The organism is Erysipelothrix inopinata, assembly GCF_014396165.1.
GTDB lineage: Bacteria > Bacillota_I > Bacilli_A > Erysipelotrichales > Erysipelotrichaceae > Erysipelothrix > Erysipelothrix inopinata.
This window is the reverse complement of the sequence record NZ_CP060715.1, coordinates 903381-921569: the sequence shown is the minus strand read 5'-3', so window position 1 is coordinate 921569 and position 18189 is coordinate 903381. Positions and strand designations below refer to the sequence as shown.

Here is an 18189-nt window from a genome sequence, read left to right as displayed (position 1 = left end):
CTTTATTTATTATTTCCTATAGATCGTCAGAGTGAATCTTTATTGGCGATACAATATAACGCCCGATATTAACACTATGGTCCCCAATACGCTCTAAAATACCAAGAATATCAACATAGACACTGCTTGCGACTTTAGTCTCACAAATACTCTCTGCCATACGTTGGAAATGTTTCTCACGATATTTTTTCTCTACAAGATCCAAGTAATCTTCTTCACTAAGAAGATCGTCGAATAATGTTTCATCATCTGTACGAACAATCTCAATTGATTTTTGAACCATATGGAGTAATAGCTCGTACATCTTGTCTAAGTCATCCAATGCATCCATTGAGAAATTTTCTCGGTTGTCAAAAGACAATTTAAAGAACTCAACAAGATTTGTCGATAAATCACTCATACGTTCATAGTTTTTGATTATTTCTAAGTTTTGAGTGTATGCTTTCGCAATAGTAGCATCACCACTCGAGGTTTGCATAATCTTAAGAAGATACGAAGTCAGATCTGTATCAATGGCATTTACCATCTCCTCAAGTTGCATTACAACTTCATAGTCTTGTTTATCTTTAGAATGGAGATAAGTCTGTGAAGTACGAATCGATTCTTCGACAAGGCTTGCCATATCAATCGTTCTACCTTTCGCAAGTTGAAGAGCTCCTACTGGATACGTTTGAATAATCTCTTCATCTAAAGGTGTAAGTTTTTCTCTACTTACAATCTTATCATCACCTGGAATTAAGATTGTGAGAAGTCTCATAAACATTGGTATGAATGGTATTACAAGAATACAGAAGATAAGGTTGAACATTAAGTGGGCAATCCCCACTTCCATAGAAGCACTACTTCCAAGATAATTACTAATCATCGAAACTAAATGTGAGTACGGAACAATAAAAAACATCATAATCACAGCTCCAAAGAAGTTAAACAAGGTATGAAAAAGTGAAACTCTTCGTGCCGATGCCGACCCTCCAAGAGATGCAAAGTATGCCGTAATGGTTGTTCCAATATTTGAACCAAATACAAAAGCAATCGCTGCGATTAATGTCATACCACCGTTGCCATATATTTGTTGTACAACAGCAATTGTAGCTGAAGATGAGTTAATAATTGCAGTAAGAATAACGCCACCACCCATCGATAACCACGGATGATCTGATAATGAAATCATGACATCTTGGAACCAAGGCATTTCTTGAACCAACAACAACTTCCCTGACATAATTTGCAGACCCACAAACGTCATACCGAAAGCTAAAATAACTTTACCATAATTTTTAACATTAATTTTATTTGAGAATAGCATCATCATAGCACCAAGGAATAAAAAGATATATCCCATGTCTGCAATATTTAGACCAATAATAATCGCAGTCATTGTGGTACCAATATTTGCACCCAGTGAAATACCAATTGCCTGGTCAACCCTCATAAGTCCAGCTCTAACTAAACTGATTGAAATGACAGTAGCCGCCGAACTCGACTGCATGATCCCCGTCATGACTGCACCTACTAAGATTGCGGAAAATAGATTACTCGTATATTTATCAATATACTCTCGCATTCGATCACCAGCAACTGCTTTAAATCCATCCCCTAGCATCGTGATACCAAGCATGAAAAGACCGAATCCTCCCAAGATAACATGTACTTCTAATTCAGCACATGTCTGGATGAATGATTTGATAACTTCCATATGTTCCTCCATCAATAAACATTTTCCTCAACATCATATCATTTTACCTAAATCAATTTCTACATAATTTCCATTTTTATCCTAATATTCATCACAGTTTTAAAGATTATTTTCAAAATATATGATATGTCGCCATTAACAAGATAAAAATAAACCAAATTGTACTATTCTACAACTTGGTTTATTTAATTATTTTCTCTTTTTTTCATCAGTAAATAACGAATAAAGTACCAGTCCGAGTGCGATAATATTAGTTAGAATTGCAATGTCAAACACGAGCTTTATATGCTTATAAGCAAACCACCCTGAGTCATAAACATCTGGTGCCATCAGGTTAAGATTCATACCATTGATTGTCAGCATAAATACTTTTGTAATTCCCAATCCTATCAGACATACCATTAGTAAGATTGCGACAACAACCATAATTCTATTTTTATTTTTCATACTGCACTCCTCTCCATATCTTAATTGTACCAAAGGGGATGTATCTGCACAAACAGAAAAAAACTGAATTGAATTCAAATTCAACCCAGTTTCAAATTTTAGATATTATTTTTAACTTTATCTTTTAAGTATAAGATAATAAACACACATCCTAATAAGATCAACGATCCTTCAATCTTTGATATCGTATTTGCAACGCCCGTTGTAGGTAACACATTTTCTGTATCATTTTTGTCATTGTTATCTTCGATTTCTGCTTCCGGAATCACAATATTCTCTGAATTATCTTCCTCTGGATTAGGCTTATCTTCTTGATTATCATCAATAACATTAATACTCCATTTTGCATAGAGTGTCATATTATCAGTTACCGTATCGGTATCAAAGTTCCATTCCGTTGCAAACGTTGTATCTGTATACCAACCTTCGAATGCATGACCCTCTTTAGTTGGTGCAATTGGTGCTGGTATTGACGCGTTATGATTCACATCAGTAATTGGATTTACGATTGTACCTTCTTGGCTATCAAAGGTAACGGTATAGTTGAGTGGACTCCATTTTGCATAAAGTGTCATATTATCAGTTACCATATCAGTATCAAAGTTCCATTCTGTTGCGAACGTTGTATCTGTATACCAACCTGCGAATGTATGACCCTCTTTAGTCGGTGCCATTGGTGCTGTGATTGAAGCGTTATGATTTACATCAGTAATTGGATTCACGGTTGTACCTTCTTGGCTATCAAATGTAACAGTATAGATGAGTGGACTCCATTTTGCATAGAGTGTCATATTATCAGTTACCGTATCGGTATCAAAGTACCATTCTGTTGCAAACGTTGTATCTGTATACCAGCCATCAAATGCATGACCCTCTTTAGTTGGTGCCAGTGGTGCTGTGATTGAAGCGTTATGATTTACATCAGTAATTGGATTTACGGTTGTACCTTCTTGGCTATCAAAGGTAACGGTATAGTTCTCGTATACATTCTCGATTCCAACTCCTCTAACCCACATAACCCCTTCTACATCGTAACTTCTGTCAATTGATTGCATCGTGAAGTTTCCAACTGAAAAGTCTAACCACCCTTGAGCAAGACGCTCTTCAATAAATTCATTTTCATAAATAATTCTATTGTTAACTTGATCAAGTTCAGCATAAAATGGAACGCTGTACGGTGTCAGTACCAAACTTGAATAACCAGTGGAGGGTGTCGGCATTACAATAGTATCCAAATCAAAATAATATAGATTTTCAACGCTGTCGTATTTAATATTAACTTCTGGTGTTATTCCATCCATGTTTAACTTTACACGCGTATTATTTGAAGTATAAGGATACATTAAATCACTAAAATCAGTAATTTGATTTTTTTCACTACCATTGTCTCTCGCGCCAATATTGAGACTTGTTAGATTCACTAGATTTGAAGCTCCTTCAATACTCGAAAGTTTTCCCCCATTGAAGTTGATTGATTTTAAGTTCGTCATCTGATTAATTATAGTGAAATCAGTAACCCCTGAACTTTGAATCGAAAGATTAGTAAGTGTCTTAATCTTACTTAGAGATTTAAGATGGTTATCATTGAAAGGACTAAACATTGAAGTAAAACTCGTTAAGGGTAAATCTTCAAGAGGTTTTAAAAAATTCGGATTATTTTTTATAGCATTATTGGTCGTATTTGTTTGTTCATTAAACGAAATTGACTTTAGGTTAGTCAGCGAACCGACGGGTTCAATATCAGTTATTAATGTTTCTGATAAGGTCAATGTAGTAAGTGAACTACTCACTGATTCGATACCATCCAAAGATTCCCAGCCCGTATATCCAATATAAATGATGTTCAGGTTTGGAAGCTTACCAAGATCAGTATCAAAGCTTGAAAAGCCATCTTTTTCATTGAGAGTAATCTTTGTAACTTTAGAAAGATCACTCTCAGTTATATTATCTGATTTCTTTAATTCGCTCGCTACTGCACTTGCAGTAGTTGGTCTCGAAAAATAGGCATCAATTGATTGGCCAACATCTGCACTGATTTTTTCAAACGGATATACAATGATCACAAGTGTAAGGACCATCAAAACTTTTAATAGTTTTTTCATAGGAATCTCCTCATAGAATTGTCTCAATCTATGTTTCCATTCTAATGAATCTTACTAGATTTGTGTTTAACTCTGTATTAACCGGCTTGTATTTGTCACTAACATAAGTTAGCGATCATAACTAATCATCGTAATATAAAGCTGCGTATTTTCCGAATCGGTCGATACGATAAACGAATTCCCTTTATCAGGAAGTGTTAAATATTTCCCTGGTAATTGGGAGTTGAATTTTCCAACTGATTCAAAAACTGTAAATACCGAGTGATTGGAGTAAACTGAAGTTAAGTTTTTAGCGTAATCATCAACTTCAAATACATAGGAACGTATGCCATGATCTTGAAGTCCGTAGAAGAATTCCGAGATATTTCCATATTTTTTCTCAATTTTTGATTCTAGATTATATATTTCAAAATGAGGTTCTTTTCCTTCTTCATCATATTTGATTAATAGATTTTTACCCACCAGTTTTATCTCTGATGCGTAACTATTCTCATATACATTATTCCCATTTTTATCATAGACGATGTTTGTAAAAATTGGTCCCGATTCTTTCCCTTCGGTTCTCCAGTTTTCATTGTTTGTCATCGTGCTATGATAGAGATCATAATATTCGCTAGATGCTTGATGATCTAATACTGGAATGTATGCTGCATTGAGCTTGCCCGTGTAGCACTCTAGCTCTGTTTTGGATTCTCCTTGATTAAGGACATAACAGTATCTATCATCTTTTCTCTCAAGTGTTGTATACGTTAATTGATTGTTTACTTCAAAGAAACTAATTTTATTACTGAAGAAATGATAAAAATGATGTATAGATTGGTTAATCTCACTGAGTTTTCCATCAGTATACTTCATAATTTTTAGAGTCTCTTCATCCCCATTAACGATACGATTTGTTAGATATAACTCATCCTTAACTACTCCAAACGATTCCATATTTTGAATGTTTAAATTCTCGAAATCGATAACTTTATCCAAATTACTTGTTTCCACATTATACTTCCAAATTCCTTCAGCATAAGCACCCACATATCCTTCATTCATTTGAACTAAATATAAATCTGATCCCGAACTTTGAATGTTTGCATAAAATGACATCTCATCAATTTTGGAATCCATACTTTTCTGGATTACCTTAAATCCCTCATATTCTCCGGGATTCATAATATTCAATTTGAATTTCTGATTCTCAATGGTATTTTTATCAGGTTCAGTATAAATATCTTTAAATCTTAAGTTTACGACTAATGGTTTGAGTACTGGTTGATCCATTGCATAAGTGTAGAACTTATCATTAAAGTTAAGTGTTAAAGTGAAAGCACTAAAAAGCAGGAAAACAATTGAAAAGCTCATAATTAAATTCTTTTTAATCTTGTTTTTGTGTGCTTTTATAACTGTATCTTCGATCATTTGATCAATATTTCTAATTTGATTTTTATCATTTTTATTCATAATTATCCTCCATTTCTATTTTTAGTTTCTTTAGAATTGAATAGTATTTTGACTTAATCGTACTTTCAGGTATCTCCAACATTTCTCCCACTTCTCTAAAAGAAAATTGACTGTATACCTTCAATCGGATAATTTCCTGTTCATCCGTAGTAAGTGTATTTAAGTAATCTTTTACATACGAATAGTCTTCCGTACTTTGCACTGGTAGATCATTCAAGTTAACAAGTTCAACGAATTGATTTCGTCTTTTTAACTCATCTTTACACTCGTTGATTAGTATTCGCATCACCCATGTTTTAAAATATTCTGGTTTACGAACTTTTTTTCTGTTTTTATATACTTTATAAATTGTTGAACAAATAACTTCATCAGCAAAATCGCTATTATTATAGTAAGAAAAAGCAATTTTTTGCATTTGAACTGAAAACGATTGAAGAACTACAACGAGATGCTTATCGTTACGAATCGCTTTCTTATAATCACTGATTTCCATAGGTTCTCCTTTCTCGCTTCTTTACGAATATTATAGGACACTTCTGAGTACTTTGTAATTTAAAGATTACCATCTAATTTTCCTCCTTCACCTATTAGACAAACTAAACCACTCAATAGTTGAAAAATACAAAAAAAGGTTAGATATGTACTCAACATCATCTAACCTTTAAACTTTAATTATCCATTTCTATGATTTTTGTTTTTTCTTTAGTAAACTAACAATTCCAATCAACATTGTACCCACTAACATGAAGATTATTCCAGTATTATCATGTGATAACCCTGTTGATGGTAGTTTCTCATTTTCCGAACCAGAATTATCTACCTCTTCGACAGGTTCCTTTGGTGTCTCTGGTTCAACTGGTTTAATTGGATCTACCGGATCAATTGGATCAATCGGATCAACTGGTTTATCATTTTTCTTCCATTGTGCAACATAAATCACATTTTCAGTAACAGTATCACTTACCGCAGGTGACCAACCAGTAAATGTATAACCTTCGCGAACCGGATTGTTACTGAAACTTGGTGTAGAAACACCTTCTTTTACCGTGTATATCTCACTTGCAAAAACACTACCACCTACACCATCTTCGTACGTAACAGTATATTCAATTACTGGGATTTCAATTTTTTCCCATTTTGCGTACAGAGTCGTATTTTCTGTCGCTGTCGTACTAAAATCATATAAATTTACGAATGTATCTTCTGAATACCAACCTATAAATTTGTATCCATCTTTGACTGGATCATTTGGACGCGTGAACACATTATTGAAATCAACAGTTTCGGAAGAAACAGCTGTTCCGCCATTTGATTCATATTCGACAGTCACTTCACTCGCAATCCATTTAGCATAGAGAGTCATATTTTCTTGAACTAAATCGCTAGCAAAATTCCAACGGTCTGATTCAGTTACTGTTTCTGATTCAGGATTCTTTTGGTACCATCCACCAAAACTATGTCCAAGTTTAGTTGGTGATGATGGTTCACCAATTGTGGAATTTTCACTAATACCTTGAATACTCTCGACATCAGTTCCACCATTGCTTTCAAACTCAACTGTGTACAATGAACCGATCTTGTTATAGTTGTATTGAATTTGAAGTGGGTGACCTAACATCCAGTTTACGGGTGGATACCAAAGATCAAATTCTGGATTTGTAAAAGGATCTCCGTCTAAATTAAACTGGTACGCTTCAAGTTTATCTCTTTGTGTTGCAATCGGATAATTTTCTGTTACTTGTTTAGGTTTCCATCCTTCGGATCCCCCGGTAAATCCAACATTCGCTCCCGATGTTACTGCACTTGCTTCAGATGGTTTAACAACAGCTGACCCATAATCATCAACACTGTAGAATCCTCCAGTTGTAATTGATTTTGGCAATGAATCACTAATAGTTAGCGTACTTGCCTCAACAAAGTTACCACTTGGATCATAATACCCGAACTCTACGAGACTTCCTTCACGACTTCCTGCTTTGTATTTATCTGTAAATTGTGCTGCACTTTTTAAATTAATCTCTTGCCCACGAATTCCTTTAAAGCTTGTAGATAAGCGATATACTCTCCAGTATTCGCTCCAAGACTCTATCTCTGACTTAGTCTTACCAATTGCAGTCGGGTTAAGAGCATCTTGTTTGTTTTGATATTTATGAGCACTCAACGTAAATGAGAGTACTTCTGCTACCAAAATCTTAATTTTTACAGGTTGTTCTGGATCAGTTATTTCTGGGATCAATCCCAAGTAATCACTCGTAATTACCATTCGATATGAAGTTGGTATTGTCGTACCAAATTTTTCATTAATTTCTGATATTGATAGGTAATAATCACTGACAACATCATCATAATCGGCATATCCACTATCTACACCAATCAATGTCGAAGAATTGTAGTCACCTAAGTAATATTCGATTTCCACTTTTTGGCGACTCCGTGTAATATCGACTGAATCGAGCTGATAACGACTGGAAGCTGTCGATATAAATTCCAAGTCATCACCCTGCCCATCGGTCAACAAATTCGTAGTACTATCATAATTTAGCGAGATTTGTTGTGTCTCATTGAGCTCTTCCCCCACTAGATTTGCATTAACATTCTTCTGACCCGCATCAGCATTGATGCTCATCATATTGGGTACTAATAAACTAATACTCAAAATTAATGCGAGAGCTGTTTTCTTCAATTTCATATATTCCCTCCTCTAAAGTAAAGACATTATTTAACTAATAAAAAATGTCATCCTTATATTATGTATAGCATCTATATATCTACTTCTAAGAATATTGTCATGAATGACTTTGTACGTGTCACGAAAAAATAGATATTCTTTCATATATCTTGTATTTTAATAACTAGAATGTTATATTTTAATCATGAATATATCACTCGCAATATTCACGATTGGAGAAATAATGAAAACAGGACCCAAAGGATTTACGGAAAATGAGAAAATTAAACTCCGTGAATTAATGATTTCGACATGTATTACATCATGGATTGAACACGGCTATACCAAAACAAGTATTGCTAAAATAACAAGAGATGCGAACATTGCAACAGGATCCTTTTATCTTCTTTTTGATAATAAGGAAGAGCTTTTTTATGAATCATTTTTACACATTCAAGATAAGTTAGCAAAAAGAGCAGAAGAAATTCTCAAACATAATCCATCTTTGGAAGGTTTTATTCAACTTAATCTCATGCTTTATCAAGAGTACGAATCCAAACCATTTCTATACACATTTAATAACCATGACTTCCAATTGTTTTTAAATAAACTTAATCAAGATCAAATAAATAAATTAGTTGAAAGTAATTTTTCTAGTTTTGAAGAATCACTAAAAATATGTAATCTTGAGTCTGAAATGACAGATACTTTTACTTTTGATACACTCAATATATTACTTTCAACACTAAGATCAGGACATGAAACCACAATTCCTAAAAAGGATATTTACGAAACTATATTACGCGCAACATTACCACAGATTTTAAGGGAGAACGACTATGATTCGAGAAATTAATCAAAAGATAAATGCCATCAATAAGAAAATAGGTGTCAATGTGACTCTACCAAAAGATGATCGTGAAAGTCTTAAAAAGCATACTAAAATTAACGGTTCAGTTGCAGTTGCATTGCTCAGTGCAGGTCTGATTTTTAACTCTAAGAGTATACTTGTATTGTCTGCTCTTGCTGGAATTGGTACGTACTTTACTCACCGAGAAAGTAAAATTTAGTTAAAATATTTTGTATTACAAATTAGTATTTGTTATAAAAAAAATACCCAAACTTATTTTTGAATGGGTATTTTTAATTTCAAATGTATTTACACATCAAGTTTTAGTAATAATACAGGTATCTCGTAATTATCATTACACCATGTGTGTTTCTTTAGTATAGCGTCATTTACATTAACGTACGAGTCAATTTCAACGAAACCAAAGCTTCCGTAAAAACTTTTGAGATTTTCAAAATGGAAGACAATAAATCGTTTTATATCCCTCTAATCGAGCGGTATCTATTAAGCCTTCTACAAGTTTACGAGCAAGGGTTAATCCTCTGTATTTATCGAGAATATATATTCCCCCCATTTCGGCTTCATTATTATTCAGATTTACGATTCTTCCCAATCCTGCACAATTCCCTTCATGTTCGACAATTACAATAATTTCATTATCAAAATTACTTTCTACAAATCCGATTTCTTTGTACTGGTTGTTAACCCATTCAATGTCTTTTCTACTAGCTCTTTTAAGCGACATCTTTCATCGTTCCTCCACTTTTTTTCCAGTTTTAAATTTAAGATATAAAAAAAGACTTTTTCAAGTCTGAATTTATATAAAATGGTGGACCATAACGGGCTCGAACCGCTGACCTCATCCACGTCAAGGATGCGCTCTCCCAACTGAGCTAATGGTCCAATTGCCTATTTATGATAGCATACCATCATAAATAGTTCAATCTCATTTAGAGTAATTCAATCTTATTTTTACAAGATTCTAAGGTCTCTTCATCCCAAAGTGAAACTTGGACTTCACCGATATGTGCTTTGCCTAATAAAAGCATACACATTCTTGATTGACCAATTCCGCCACCAATTGTGAGAGGGAGTTTATTATCTCGAATTTGTTGATGAAAATTATACTTTAAGCGGTCAGTTGCGTTGGCTGTTTCGAGTTGAGCTAGAAGACTTGCGGAATCTACACGAATTCCCATACTGGATAATTCCATAGCACAGTTTAAAGGTTCATGCCAGAATAGCAGATCACCATTAAGCTCCCAATCATCATAGTCTGGAGCACGCCCATCATGAGGTACACCACTCGTAAGTGCACCGCCTATTTTCATAATAAAAGTTGTAGGATGTTCCTTAACATAAGCATTTTCGCGTTCTTTTGAAGTTAATTTTGGATACATGTCTTCGAGTTCCTGGCTTGTAACAAAAGCTACATTTGAATCAATTGTAACATTTACATCTGGATACTTTGTATGAAGTCTACTGGATGTCTCAACAATTGCATTCACGAGTCCTTGAACAGTTTCTTTAAGGTATTCTTCAGTACGCCACTCAGAAGCTATGACACGCTCCCAGTCCCATTGATCAACGTAAATAGAATGAAGATTATCGAGCTCTTCGTCACGACGAATTGCATTCATATCCGTATACAATCCATTACCTTGACGGAAATCATATTGATGAAGTGCCATGCGTTTCCATTTCGCTAAAGAATGAACAACTTCTCCTTCTGTTTCTAAAGAAGGAACATCAAAACGTACAGGTCTTTCTACACCACTGAGATCATCATTCAAACCAGAATTTCGATCTACAAAAAGCGGTGCCGAAACTCTTTTTAGCTTTAAACTTCCAGTTAGAGCTTCTTCAAAACAACGCTTGATGAAACCAATTGCAGTTTGTGTATCATAAACACCTAATGTTGATTTATAACCTTCAGGTATAATTGTTTTACTCATATATTAATCCTCATTTCTAGTGCGTATTCTGCTTTCTATTCTATCACAATCGAGGCTATCATTCTGTTATTATTCACTTTTTTATATGTGTTTTAACACAGAAAAAGAAAACATACCCAGAGAATGTTTTTGCTTGACAACTATTTATTTTTTGATTTATAATAAAAACATACCCAGAGTATGTTTAGGAGGTATCATGAAGAAAAAATATACAGCTCAAGAAGTTCAGGTATTAATTTTAGATAGCGCTACAAAACTATTTATCCAAGAAGGTTTTGATGCAACTCGAGTTCAAGACATTATGAATCCTTTAGATGGTTTAACTAAAGGTGCATTTTATCATCACTTTGAATCAAAGGATGAAGTAGCAGATAAAGTAATTGAAAGACTTATTCCCTCCAAGGATGTCCTTGATTCTATTTCTAAAAATGAACAATTAACGGGTTTAAGAAAGATACAAGATTTTTTTGTCGCAAGTATGTTTGACGAGTCCATTTTTAAATACATTTCAAATTCTTTTGAACTACTGAATAGTCCTAAATTCTTTTTAAAGTATATTGACTATGTAAACCAAACATTGGTTCCTTACATCGAAGATGCACTTGTAGAGGGAAATGAAGATGGATCATTATCTATGGATCACCCCAAACAGACTGCAGAATTAATCGTTCTTGTGTTGAGTACATGGTTCCTTAATGCTATCTTTCCAAATACTATTGAAACCTTTGAACAAAAAATTCATGTTTCACAGAAGTTTTTAAAGAATAATCATTTGGATATTTTAGATGACTATGTTATTGAGAGAATTAATCATGAAATAAGTAAAAATGCCCAGGGCATTACAGAGGAGTAATAATGAATAAAGTATTAAAGGTTTTTGTCATAATTTTATTGAGTATCCTAATTATCATTGGTTTAGTGTTTGGTGGAATCTTTACTAACAATAAAATTAAACTAGGTAAAGAAAGCGTAAAAATTAGTGAGTATGGTCAAAGAATTAAAGTAGGCGAAAAAGAAATGCAAGTCTCAATCTTGGGACAGGGTGATGATACACTCGTTCTTTTACCTGGATATCTAACAGGTGCACCAACTCTAGATTTTAAGTTACTTACTGATGAGCTATCTATTGATCATAAAGTGGTTGTCATTGAACCTTTAGGTTATGGGATGAGTGACGATACAGATGCACCACGCACAGTTGAAAATCTCGTGAATGAGGTTCATTCAGCACTAGATTCTCTAGATATAAAAGAATACTCATTAGTAACTCATTCAATTTGGGGCGTCTATGCATTAAAATATATTGAAATGTACCCCAACGAAGTAAATTTACTTGTAGGAATCGACAGTAGTCTCCCAAGTCAAGGTGGCGCTGACGATAATCAAGAATCAATGATTAACTTTTTAGCAAAATCGGGTATTTATAGAATCTTATCTTCTACTGGTGATGACTTTTTAAACACACCTCCAATGGATGAAGAATTCAAACAACAATTTAAATATATTTCACTCCATAGTATCGGTTCAAAAGCAACACAAAATGAAGGTTATGAAATGAAAAATAACTTTGATAAAACGATGAATTCAACCTACCCCATTGATCTACCAGTCTTATATATACTTGCGAGTGAAAGTGTGGAATCCGACTCAAACTGGATACCAATTCATGAGGCAATGTTAGAAAATAGTAGTAAAAGTAAATTGATTGTTCTTGAGGGTTCACATTACTTGCATCATACTCAGTCGAAGACTATTGCATCAGAATTAAATAATTTTTCAAACTAATTTCTTTTGATATCTAAATATCAATAAGAAATAACTCATAATATTTAAAGTTTTGTTGACAGCGCATTCATTCCATGTTAACATCTCGGTGTAGATAGGATTGTTACTGAAGAAGGCAAGACCTACAAATAAAGCTGATGCGATATTTGTAGGTCTTTTATGTGTTCTCAGTTCTTAAATCATATAGAAAGGGAGAAGAAAATATATGATGAAACGTCTTCAAAAACTTGGAAGATCTCTAATGCTTCCAGTTGCAGTTTTACCCGCTGCGGGAATTTTAATGGGTATTGGTTACTGGATTGACCCAATGGGATGGGGTGCAAATAGCCCAATCGCTGCGATTTTAATCAAGTCCGGTTCAGCAATTATTGATAACTTGGCAATTATCTTTGCAGTTGGTATTGCATATGGATTGTCTGATGATAAAGATGGGGCTGCCTCACTCAGTGGTTTGGTTGCATTCTTGTTGGTTACTACAATTTTAGCTCCAGCGAGTGTCGCAATGATTACAAAGACGCCAGTAGAGCAAGTAAGTCCTGCTTTTGCAAAAATTAATAATGCCTTTATTGGTATTCTATCTGGGGTAGTCGCTGCAGTAATGTACAATAAGTTCTCAAAAACGAAACTTCCTGCTGCTTTATCATTCTTTAGTGGTAAACGATGTGCTCCAATTATGACTTCTGTTGCAATGCTAGGGGTATCAGCAGTTCTCTTATTTGTATGGCCTGTAATTTTCGAAGGACTTGTTGCGTTTGGTACTGGAATCAGTAAACTTGGACCTCTAGGTGCGGGGCTCTTTGGATTCTTTAACCGTCTCTTAATTCCTACTGGATTACACCATGCATTAAACTCTGTATTCTGGTTTGATACAATTGGTATTAATGATATTGGTCGTTTCTGGGGTACAGCAGTTGATGCCGCTCCTGGAATCAAAGGGGTTACCGGAATGTACCAAGCTGGATTCTTCCCAGTTATGATGTTTGGACTTGTTGGTGGCGGTTTAGCTATGTACCATACAGCAAAACCTGAAAACAAAGAAACAGTAGGATCCTTAATGCTTGCGGCTGGATTTGCAGCATTCTTCACAGGGATTACAGAACCACTAGAATTCTCATTCATGTTTGCTGCACCTGCACTTTATTTTGTCCACGCAGTACTCACAGGGATATCCTTGTTTATTGCTGCATCCTTCCAATGGATCGCTGGATTTACATTTAGTGCTGGATTCGTAGACTTTATTCTTAGCTCTCGACTCCCGCTTGCAAATAAACCATTTATGCTTTTAGTTCTAGGTGTTATTTACTTCGTTGTTTATTATGTTATCTTCCGTTTCATGATTGTTAAATTCAACTTAAAGACTCCAGGACGTGAAGATCATATCGATGTGACCTATGAGTCAACATCTAGTGATAAATTTGTGAATCAAGCTGAAATAATTCTACAAGCAATTGGTGGAAAAGAAAACGTTCTTTCAACAGATTACTGTACAACACGTCTCAGACTCGAACTTGAAGATCCAAGCATCGTTGATGAAGCCTTGGTTAAGTCAACAGGCGCTGCCGGAGTTGTGAAACCTGGTGGAAAATCTGTTCAAGTTATCGTTGGTACAGAAGTTCAATTTGTCGCTGATGAATTTAAAAAACTTGTGAAATAATTTTATCCAAAGTAAAACAACTTCGAACTATTATCGAAGTTGTTTTTTCATGATTTGATGTATATGTATCGTGAGGTACATTTTTTCTTCACGGGACAGTGTGTAGTCAAATCTTTGCTGCACAAATGATGCAATTTTAGCAATACAGATATCATAATCTTTGAACTGAGCTGCAATCAACAATCCCAATTCACTGTCTTCTCCATGCATGTTCGAAGCATCATCTTTTCCAAATATTCGCTTAGAAAGATATTTTAAATGCGTAGTAAGTCGTTGATATTCAATGGAATCCTTATCAATCTCAGTATTAAGTTCTTCAGAAATTATCTTGATGACTTCTTTTAGAAAGAATACCGTTTCCTGAGCATGATAGGACGGTTGTGAGCCGCGCGCATTAACAATATGCATCGCAATATATCCTACTTCATCAAGTGGTAAGTCTGCATCAAATTCCATGCTTATTTCGTCTCTTGCCCAATGTGCTACTTTTGTCTCATCAGGATAGAATACTTTCAATTCATCAGTAAAGATACCTGGAAGTACAATTCCCTCACGCGATCTCATTACGGCATAATAGATATGGTCCGTTAAAGCTAGAGTAATGGAATCATTCAATTCAATTTTCAAATCTTGATTTGCTTTTTCAACAATACGACGCGTTAATTCAAAATATTCAATAGGAATCAGTTTGATTAATTTTTCAAATTCGTCCAGTTTATTATTCATAACTTTAAACGTTTTTTCAATACGAGTTTCGTCTATGTCATCGCCTGCTTTTTTTTGAAAGCCAATACCCGATCCCGTCACAATAACTTCTTGTTCGTCGATCAAGGTTGCGATGCAGTTATTATTGAATACCTTGCTCACTTTCATAGAGTTGCCCCCTTTTTTTCATCCCTATTATTATATCATATGTCCTCTATTCTAATGTGAAAGAAAAAGCTTGTCTTACGACAAGCTTAGTGTTTTCCATTCAGTTTGATAAGTTTCATAATTTCTACTACTGCAAGTGGAATAAACATAATACCAACTACAATTTCCCAGTGGTGTAAATCAAGTGTTCCCAATTTAAAGAGATCATTGACTGCTGGAATAAAGAGTACTGCAAGCATCATTGCTGCATTAACAAGTGTTGCGAGAAGTAGGTATTTATTTTTCCAGAATGAAGTAAAGACTGATTTTTCAGAAGAATGAATACTGTATGAGTGAATGAGTTGTGAGAATCCAAGTGTGATGAATGCCATTGTTTGACCTGTTTCAACATCTCCTGCTTCCCAAAGCATTCCTGAACCATACATATATGCAAAGAGTGTTGCGCCACCAATTAAGACTCCTTGGTAAGCAATTCTCCACATCATACCCTTATTAATAAGAGATTTAGATGTTTCAGGTTTACGATCCATAATGCCTTCTTCAGCGCCATCAACTCCAAGAGCAAGTGCTGGAAGACTGTCTGTAACCAAGTTAATCCATAGAATGTGGATAGGAATAAGTGGTGCTGGCCAGTCAAATAGAATCGCAATTAACAATACAAGTAACTCTCCAACATTACATGATAACAGATAAGCAATAGCTTTCTTAATGTTATCCTTAATACGACGACCCTCTTCAATTGCAACAACAACTGTCGCGAAGTTATCATCCGTCAAGACCATGTCAGCTGCACCTTTAGCAACTTCAGTACCAACAATACCCATTGCAGCTCCAATGTCAGCACGCTTCAATGCAGGAGCATCATTAACACCATCACCTGTCATCGCAACAATATGACCATGTTTCTTCCACGCTGAGATGATACGCATCTTATGTTCTGGTGATACACGAGCATAAACACCGATGTGTTCAACCTGATTGAAGAGTTCATCATCATCCATTGCATCAAGTTCTTTACCCGTAATAACGAGTTGTCCTTCTTCAAGAAGTCCAATTTCACGACCAATTGCTTCCGCAGTGATTGCGTGGTCACCTGTAATCATGACAACTTTAATTCCGGCATTTTTACTTGTACGAATAGCATCCACAACTTCTGGACGAGGTGGGTCAATCATTCCAGCTAACCCAACAAATACTAATTCTGATTCAATTTCAGCTGCTTCGATATTTTCATCTTCAACTACTTTTTTAGCTAAAGCAAGAACACGAAGTGCTTTTGAACCCATTTCTTTATTTTTTTCTTGAATTTCTTGAATATATTCAGAAGTAATTGGAACAACTTTTCCATCCACTTCCATGTATTTCACAACATTTAATACTTCATCAACTCCACCTTTAACAAGTACAGTTTTAACGCCATCAATAACGTTAATAGTACTCATACGTTTACGAGTAGAATCAAAGGGTACTTCATTAATACGAACATGTTGTGTTAATAGTTCTGTAGCAGGCATATCTAATGTTTCTGCCCATACAGACAGTGCTGTTTCTGTAGGATCCCCTACCCAAGCACCATTGTTTTTACGTGAGTCATTACAGAGTAACATTCCTTGAGCAAGTTCTTTTACATCGCCTTCAGTCCAATACTCCATAACTGTCATAACATTTTGTGTCAGTGTTCCTGTTTTATCTGAACAAATTACAGAAGCAGAACCTAATGTTTCAACAGAAGGGAGATTACGAACGATTGCATGACGCTCAACAAGACGTTGAACTCCTAATGCCAATACGATTGTAGCAACTGCTGGTAAACTTTCAGGAACTACAGCAACAGCTAATGAAACGGCTGTAAGGAACATTTCAAGAGGATCATGGTTATTGAGAACCCCTACGAGTAAAATAATTCCACAAGCAATGATTGCGCCAATACCAAGTACTTTACCAAGTTGATTCAATTGCATTTGAAGAGGAGTAGGTTCGTTCTTCGTTTCATTTAATAATTGAGCAATTTTACCAACTTCGGTGTCCATGCCTACTGCAGTGACAATCCCTTGACCACGACCATAGCTAACCATCCCAGATGAATAAGCCATGTTCTTACGATCTCCAAGAACTGCATCTTCGGCACAAACATAGTCTGCATGTTTCTCAACAGGAACTGATTCCCCTGTTAAAGAGGCTTCTTGAACTGTTAGTGAGTTTGATTTCGTAATACGAATGTCTGCAGCTACTAAATCTCCAGCATCAAGAATAATTAAATCACCAACTACAATGTCATGAGAATTAACAGCTTGTTCTTTCCCATCACGAATAACCTTGGCAGTAGGCGTTGACATATCTTGCAATGCTTTCAATGATTTATCAGCCTTATCTTCCTGTACCATTCCAATGACAGCATTCAACGCAACGATTGCGAGAATAACAATTGAGTCCACCGCTTCTCCAAATTGCACATTAATAACCGCAGCAATGATTAATATTACAATAGTCACATCTTTAAACTGATCAAGAAGTCTTAAGAAAAAACTTCTACGTTTCGCTTCAACAAGTTTGTTTTCTCCAAACTTCTCTCGTGACTCCATGACTTGTGATGTCGTCAATCCATTTACAACATCAACTCTAGTGCTTACTTCCTCAAGTGTTTGAGTATACCACTTTGTGTCCTTCATGGGCACCTCCTTATATATAGGATAGAAATAAAAAAAAC

General features: G+C 35.0%; 15 protein-coding genes and 1 tRNA gene. 5 read left to right on the top strand and 11 right to left on the bottom strand.

From position 1 onward, the window contains the following. Positions 1 to 16 precede the first annotated feature (16 nt). The 6 genes from H9L01_RS04510 to H9L01_RS10850 form a co-directional block, all read right to left on the bottom strand. The gene (locus tag H9L01_RS04510; protein ID WP_187534820.1) at positions 17 to 1696 is read right to left on the bottom strand and encodes a Na/Pi cotransporter family protein; all 1680 of its coding nucleotides are present in this window, start codon (positions 1694 to 1696) and stop codon (positions 17 to 19) included. 189 nt (positions 1697 to 1885) lie between these two features. Beyond that, complete coding sequence (locus H9L01_RS04505; RefSeq protein WP_187534819.1) at positions 1886 to 2143, bottom strand: hypothetical protein; 258 nt, start codon at positions 2141 to 2143, stop codon at positions 1886 to 1888. A 98-nt stretch (positions 2144 to 2241) separates the two neighbouring features. Further along, positions 2242 to 4245: an InlB B-repeat-containing protein gene (locus H9L01_RS04500; protein WP_187534818.1), complete on the bottom strand. Its 2004-nt coding sequence runs from the start codon at positions 4243 to 4245 to the stop codon at positions 2242 to 2244. A gap of 108 nt (positions 4246 to 4353) precedes the next feature. Beyond that, entirely contained in the window at positions 4354 to 5697 is a 1344-nt protein-coding gene (locus H9L01_RS04495; RefSeq protein ID WP_187534817.1) for a hypothetical protein, read from the bottom strand. Next, entirely contained in the window at positions 5690 to 6190 is a 501-nt protein-coding gene (locus tag H9L01_RS04490; RefSeq protein WP_187534816.1) for a sigma-70 family RNA polymerase sigma factor, read from the bottom strand. Before H9L01_RS04490 ends, H9L01_RS04495 begins: the two co-directional genes overlap by 8 nt. Positions 6191 to 6379: 189 nt before the next feature. Further along, positions 6380 to 8386 (bottom strand): InlB B-repeat-containing protein, encoded by a 2007-nt coding sequence (locus tag H9L01_RS10850; protein ID WP_187534815.1) that lies wholly within the window; start codon positions 8384 to 8386, stop codon positions 6380 to 6382. A gap of 223 nt (positions 8387 to 8609) precedes the next feature. On the opposite strand from H9L01_RS10850, the gene H9L01_RS04480 reads away from it, so the two are divergent. Together H9L01_RS04480 and H9L01_RS04475 are read left to right on the top strand one after the other, a co-directional pair. Further along, positions 8610 to 9221 (top strand): TetR/AcrR family transcriptional regulator, encoded by a 612-nt coding sequence (locus H9L01_RS04480; RefSeq protein ID WP_187534814.1) that lies wholly within the window; start codon positions 8610 to 8612, stop codon positions 9219 to 9221. Further along, a complete protein-coding gene (locus tag H9L01_RS04475) occupies positions 9205 to 9435 on the top strand; it encodes a hypothetical protein (RefSeq protein ID WP_187534813.1) in 231 nt (76 codons plus the stop codon). Before H9L01_RS04480 ends, H9L01_RS04475 begins: the two co-directional genes overlap by 17 nt. Before the next feature lie 231 nt (positions 9436 to 9666). Here H9L01_RS04475 and H9L01_RS04470 read toward each other — a convergent pair whose 3' ends face one another. From H9L01_RS04470 to asnA, 3 genes are all read right to left on the bottom strand, one after another. Next, positions 9667 to 9960: a GNAT family N-acetyltransferase gene (locus tag H9L01_RS04470; RefSeq protein ID WP_187534812.1), complete on the bottom strand. Its 294-nt coding sequence runs from the start codon at positions 9958 to 9960 to the stop codon at positions 9667 to 9669. Positions 9961 to 10042: 82 nt separating this feature from the next. Then, positions 10043 to 10118 (bottom strand) — tRNA-Val (locus tag H9L01_RS04465). Between the two features lie 47 nt (positions 10119 to 10165). After that, complete coding sequence (gene asnA / locus H9L01_RS04460; RefSeq protein WP_187534811.1) at positions 10166 to 11170, bottom strand: aspartate--ammonia ligase; 1005 nt, start codon at positions 11168 to 11170, stop codon at positions 10166 to 10168. Positions 11171 to 11366: 196 nt separating this feature from the next. Between asnA and H9L01_RS04455 the strand changes: the two genes are divergently transcribed. The 3 genes from H9L01_RS04455 to nagE all read left to right on the top strand — a co-directional run bounded on the left by H9L01_RS04455 (position 11367) and on the right by nagE (position 14609). After that, positions 11367 to 12023: a TetR/AcrR family transcriptional regulator gene (locus H9L01_RS04455; protein WP_187534810.1), complete on the top strand. Its 657-nt coding sequence runs from the start codon at positions 11367 to 11369 to the stop codon at positions 12021 to 12023. 2 nt (positions 12024 to 12025) lie between these two features. Then, positions 12026 to 12955, top strand: coding sequence for an alpha/beta fold hydrolase (locus H9L01_RS04450; protein ID WP_187534809.1), 930 nt, complete (start codon positions 12026 to 12028; stop codon positions 12953 to 12955). A 205-nt stretch (positions 12956 to 13160) separates the two neighbouring features. Further along, positions 13161 to 14609, top strand: a complete 1449-nt coding sequence (gene nagE, locus H9L01_RS04445; protein WP_187534808.1) for an N-acetylglucosamine-specific PTS transporter subunit IIBC — start codon at positions 13161 to 13163, stop codon at positions 14607 to 14609. Positions 14610 to 14639: 30 nt separating this feature from the next. Here nagE and H9L01_RS04440 read toward each other — a convergent pair whose 3' ends face one another. Continuing rightward, positions 14640 to 15482, bottom strand: a complete 843-nt coding sequence (locus tag H9L01_RS04440; protein WP_187534807.1) for a PRD domain-containing protein — start codon at positions 15480 to 15482, stop codon at positions 14640 to 14642. Positions 15483 to 15568: 86 nt separating this feature from the next. Next, the gene (locus tag H9L01_RS04435) at positions 15569 to 18151 is read right to left on the bottom strand and encodes a cation-translocating P-type ATPase (protein WP_187534806.1); all 2583 of its coding nucleotides are present in this window, start codon (positions 18149 to 18151) and stop codon (positions 15569 to 15571) included. Positions 18152 to 18189 lie beyond the last annotated feature (38 nt).

Excerpts from the sequence above, each read along its gene's own strand:
- H9L01_RS04440 (WP_187534807.1), bottom strand. The coding sequence starts at position 15,482 with ATGAAAGTGAGCAAGGTATTCAATAATAACTGCATCGCAACCTTGATC.
- H9L01_RS04495 (WP_187534817.1), bottom strand. The coding sequence starts at position 5,697 with ATGAATAAAAATGATAAAAATCAAATTAGAAATATTGATCAAATGATC.
- asnA (WP_187534811.1), bottom strand. The coding sequence starts at position 11,170 with ATGAGTAAAACAATTATACCTGAAGGTTATAAATCAACATTAGGTGTT.
- H9L01_RS04455 (WP_187534810.1), top strand. The coding sequence starts at position 11,367 with ATGAAGAAAAAATATACAGCTCAAGAAGTTCAGGTATTAATTTTAGAT.
- H9L01_RS04480 (WP_187534814.1), top strand. The coding sequence starts at position 8,610 with ATGAAAACAGGACCCAAAGGATTTACGGAAAATGAGAAAATTAAACTC.
- H9L01_RS04450 (WP_187534809.1), top strand. The coding sequence starts at position 12,026 with ATGAATAAAGTATTAAAGGTTTTTGTCATAATTTTATTGAGTATCCTA.
- H9L01_RS04475 (WP_187534813.1), top strand. The coding sequence starts at position 9,205 with ATGATTCGAGAAATTAATCAAAAGATAAATGCCATCAATAAGAAAATA.
- H9L01_RS10850 (WP_187534815.1), bottom strand. The coding sequence starts at position 8,386 with ATGAAATTGAAGAAAACAGCTCTCGCATTAATTTTGAGTATTAGTTTA.
- H9L01_RS04470 (WP_187534812.1), bottom strand. The coding sequence starts at position 9,960 with ATGTCGCTTAAAAGAGCTAGTAGAAAAGACATTGAATGGGTTAACAAC.
- H9L01_RS04435 (WP_187534806.1), bottom strand. The coding sequence starts at position 18,151 with ATGAAGGACACAAAGTGGTATACTCAAACACTTGAGGAAGTAAGCACT.
- nagE (WP_187534808.1), top strand. The coding sequence starts at position 13,161 with ATGATGAAACGTCTTCAAAAACTTGGAAGATCTCTAATGCTTCCAGTT.
- H9L01_RS04505 (WP_187534819.1), bottom strand. The coding sequence starts at position 2,143 with ATGAAAAATAAAAATAGAATTATGGTTGTTGTCGCAATCTTACTAATG.
- H9L01_RS04500 (WP_187534818.1), bottom strand. The coding sequence starts at position 4,245 with ATGAAAAAACTATTAAAAGTTTTGATGGTCCTTACACTTGTGATCATT.
- H9L01_RS04510 (WP_187534820.1), bottom strand. The coding sequence starts at position 1,696 with ATGGAAGTTATCAAATCATTCATCCAGACATGTGCTGAATTAGAAGTA.
- H9L01_RS04490 (WP_187534816.1), bottom strand. The coding sequence starts at position 6,190 with ATGGAAATCAGTGATTATAAGAAAGCGATTCGTAACGATAAGCATCTC.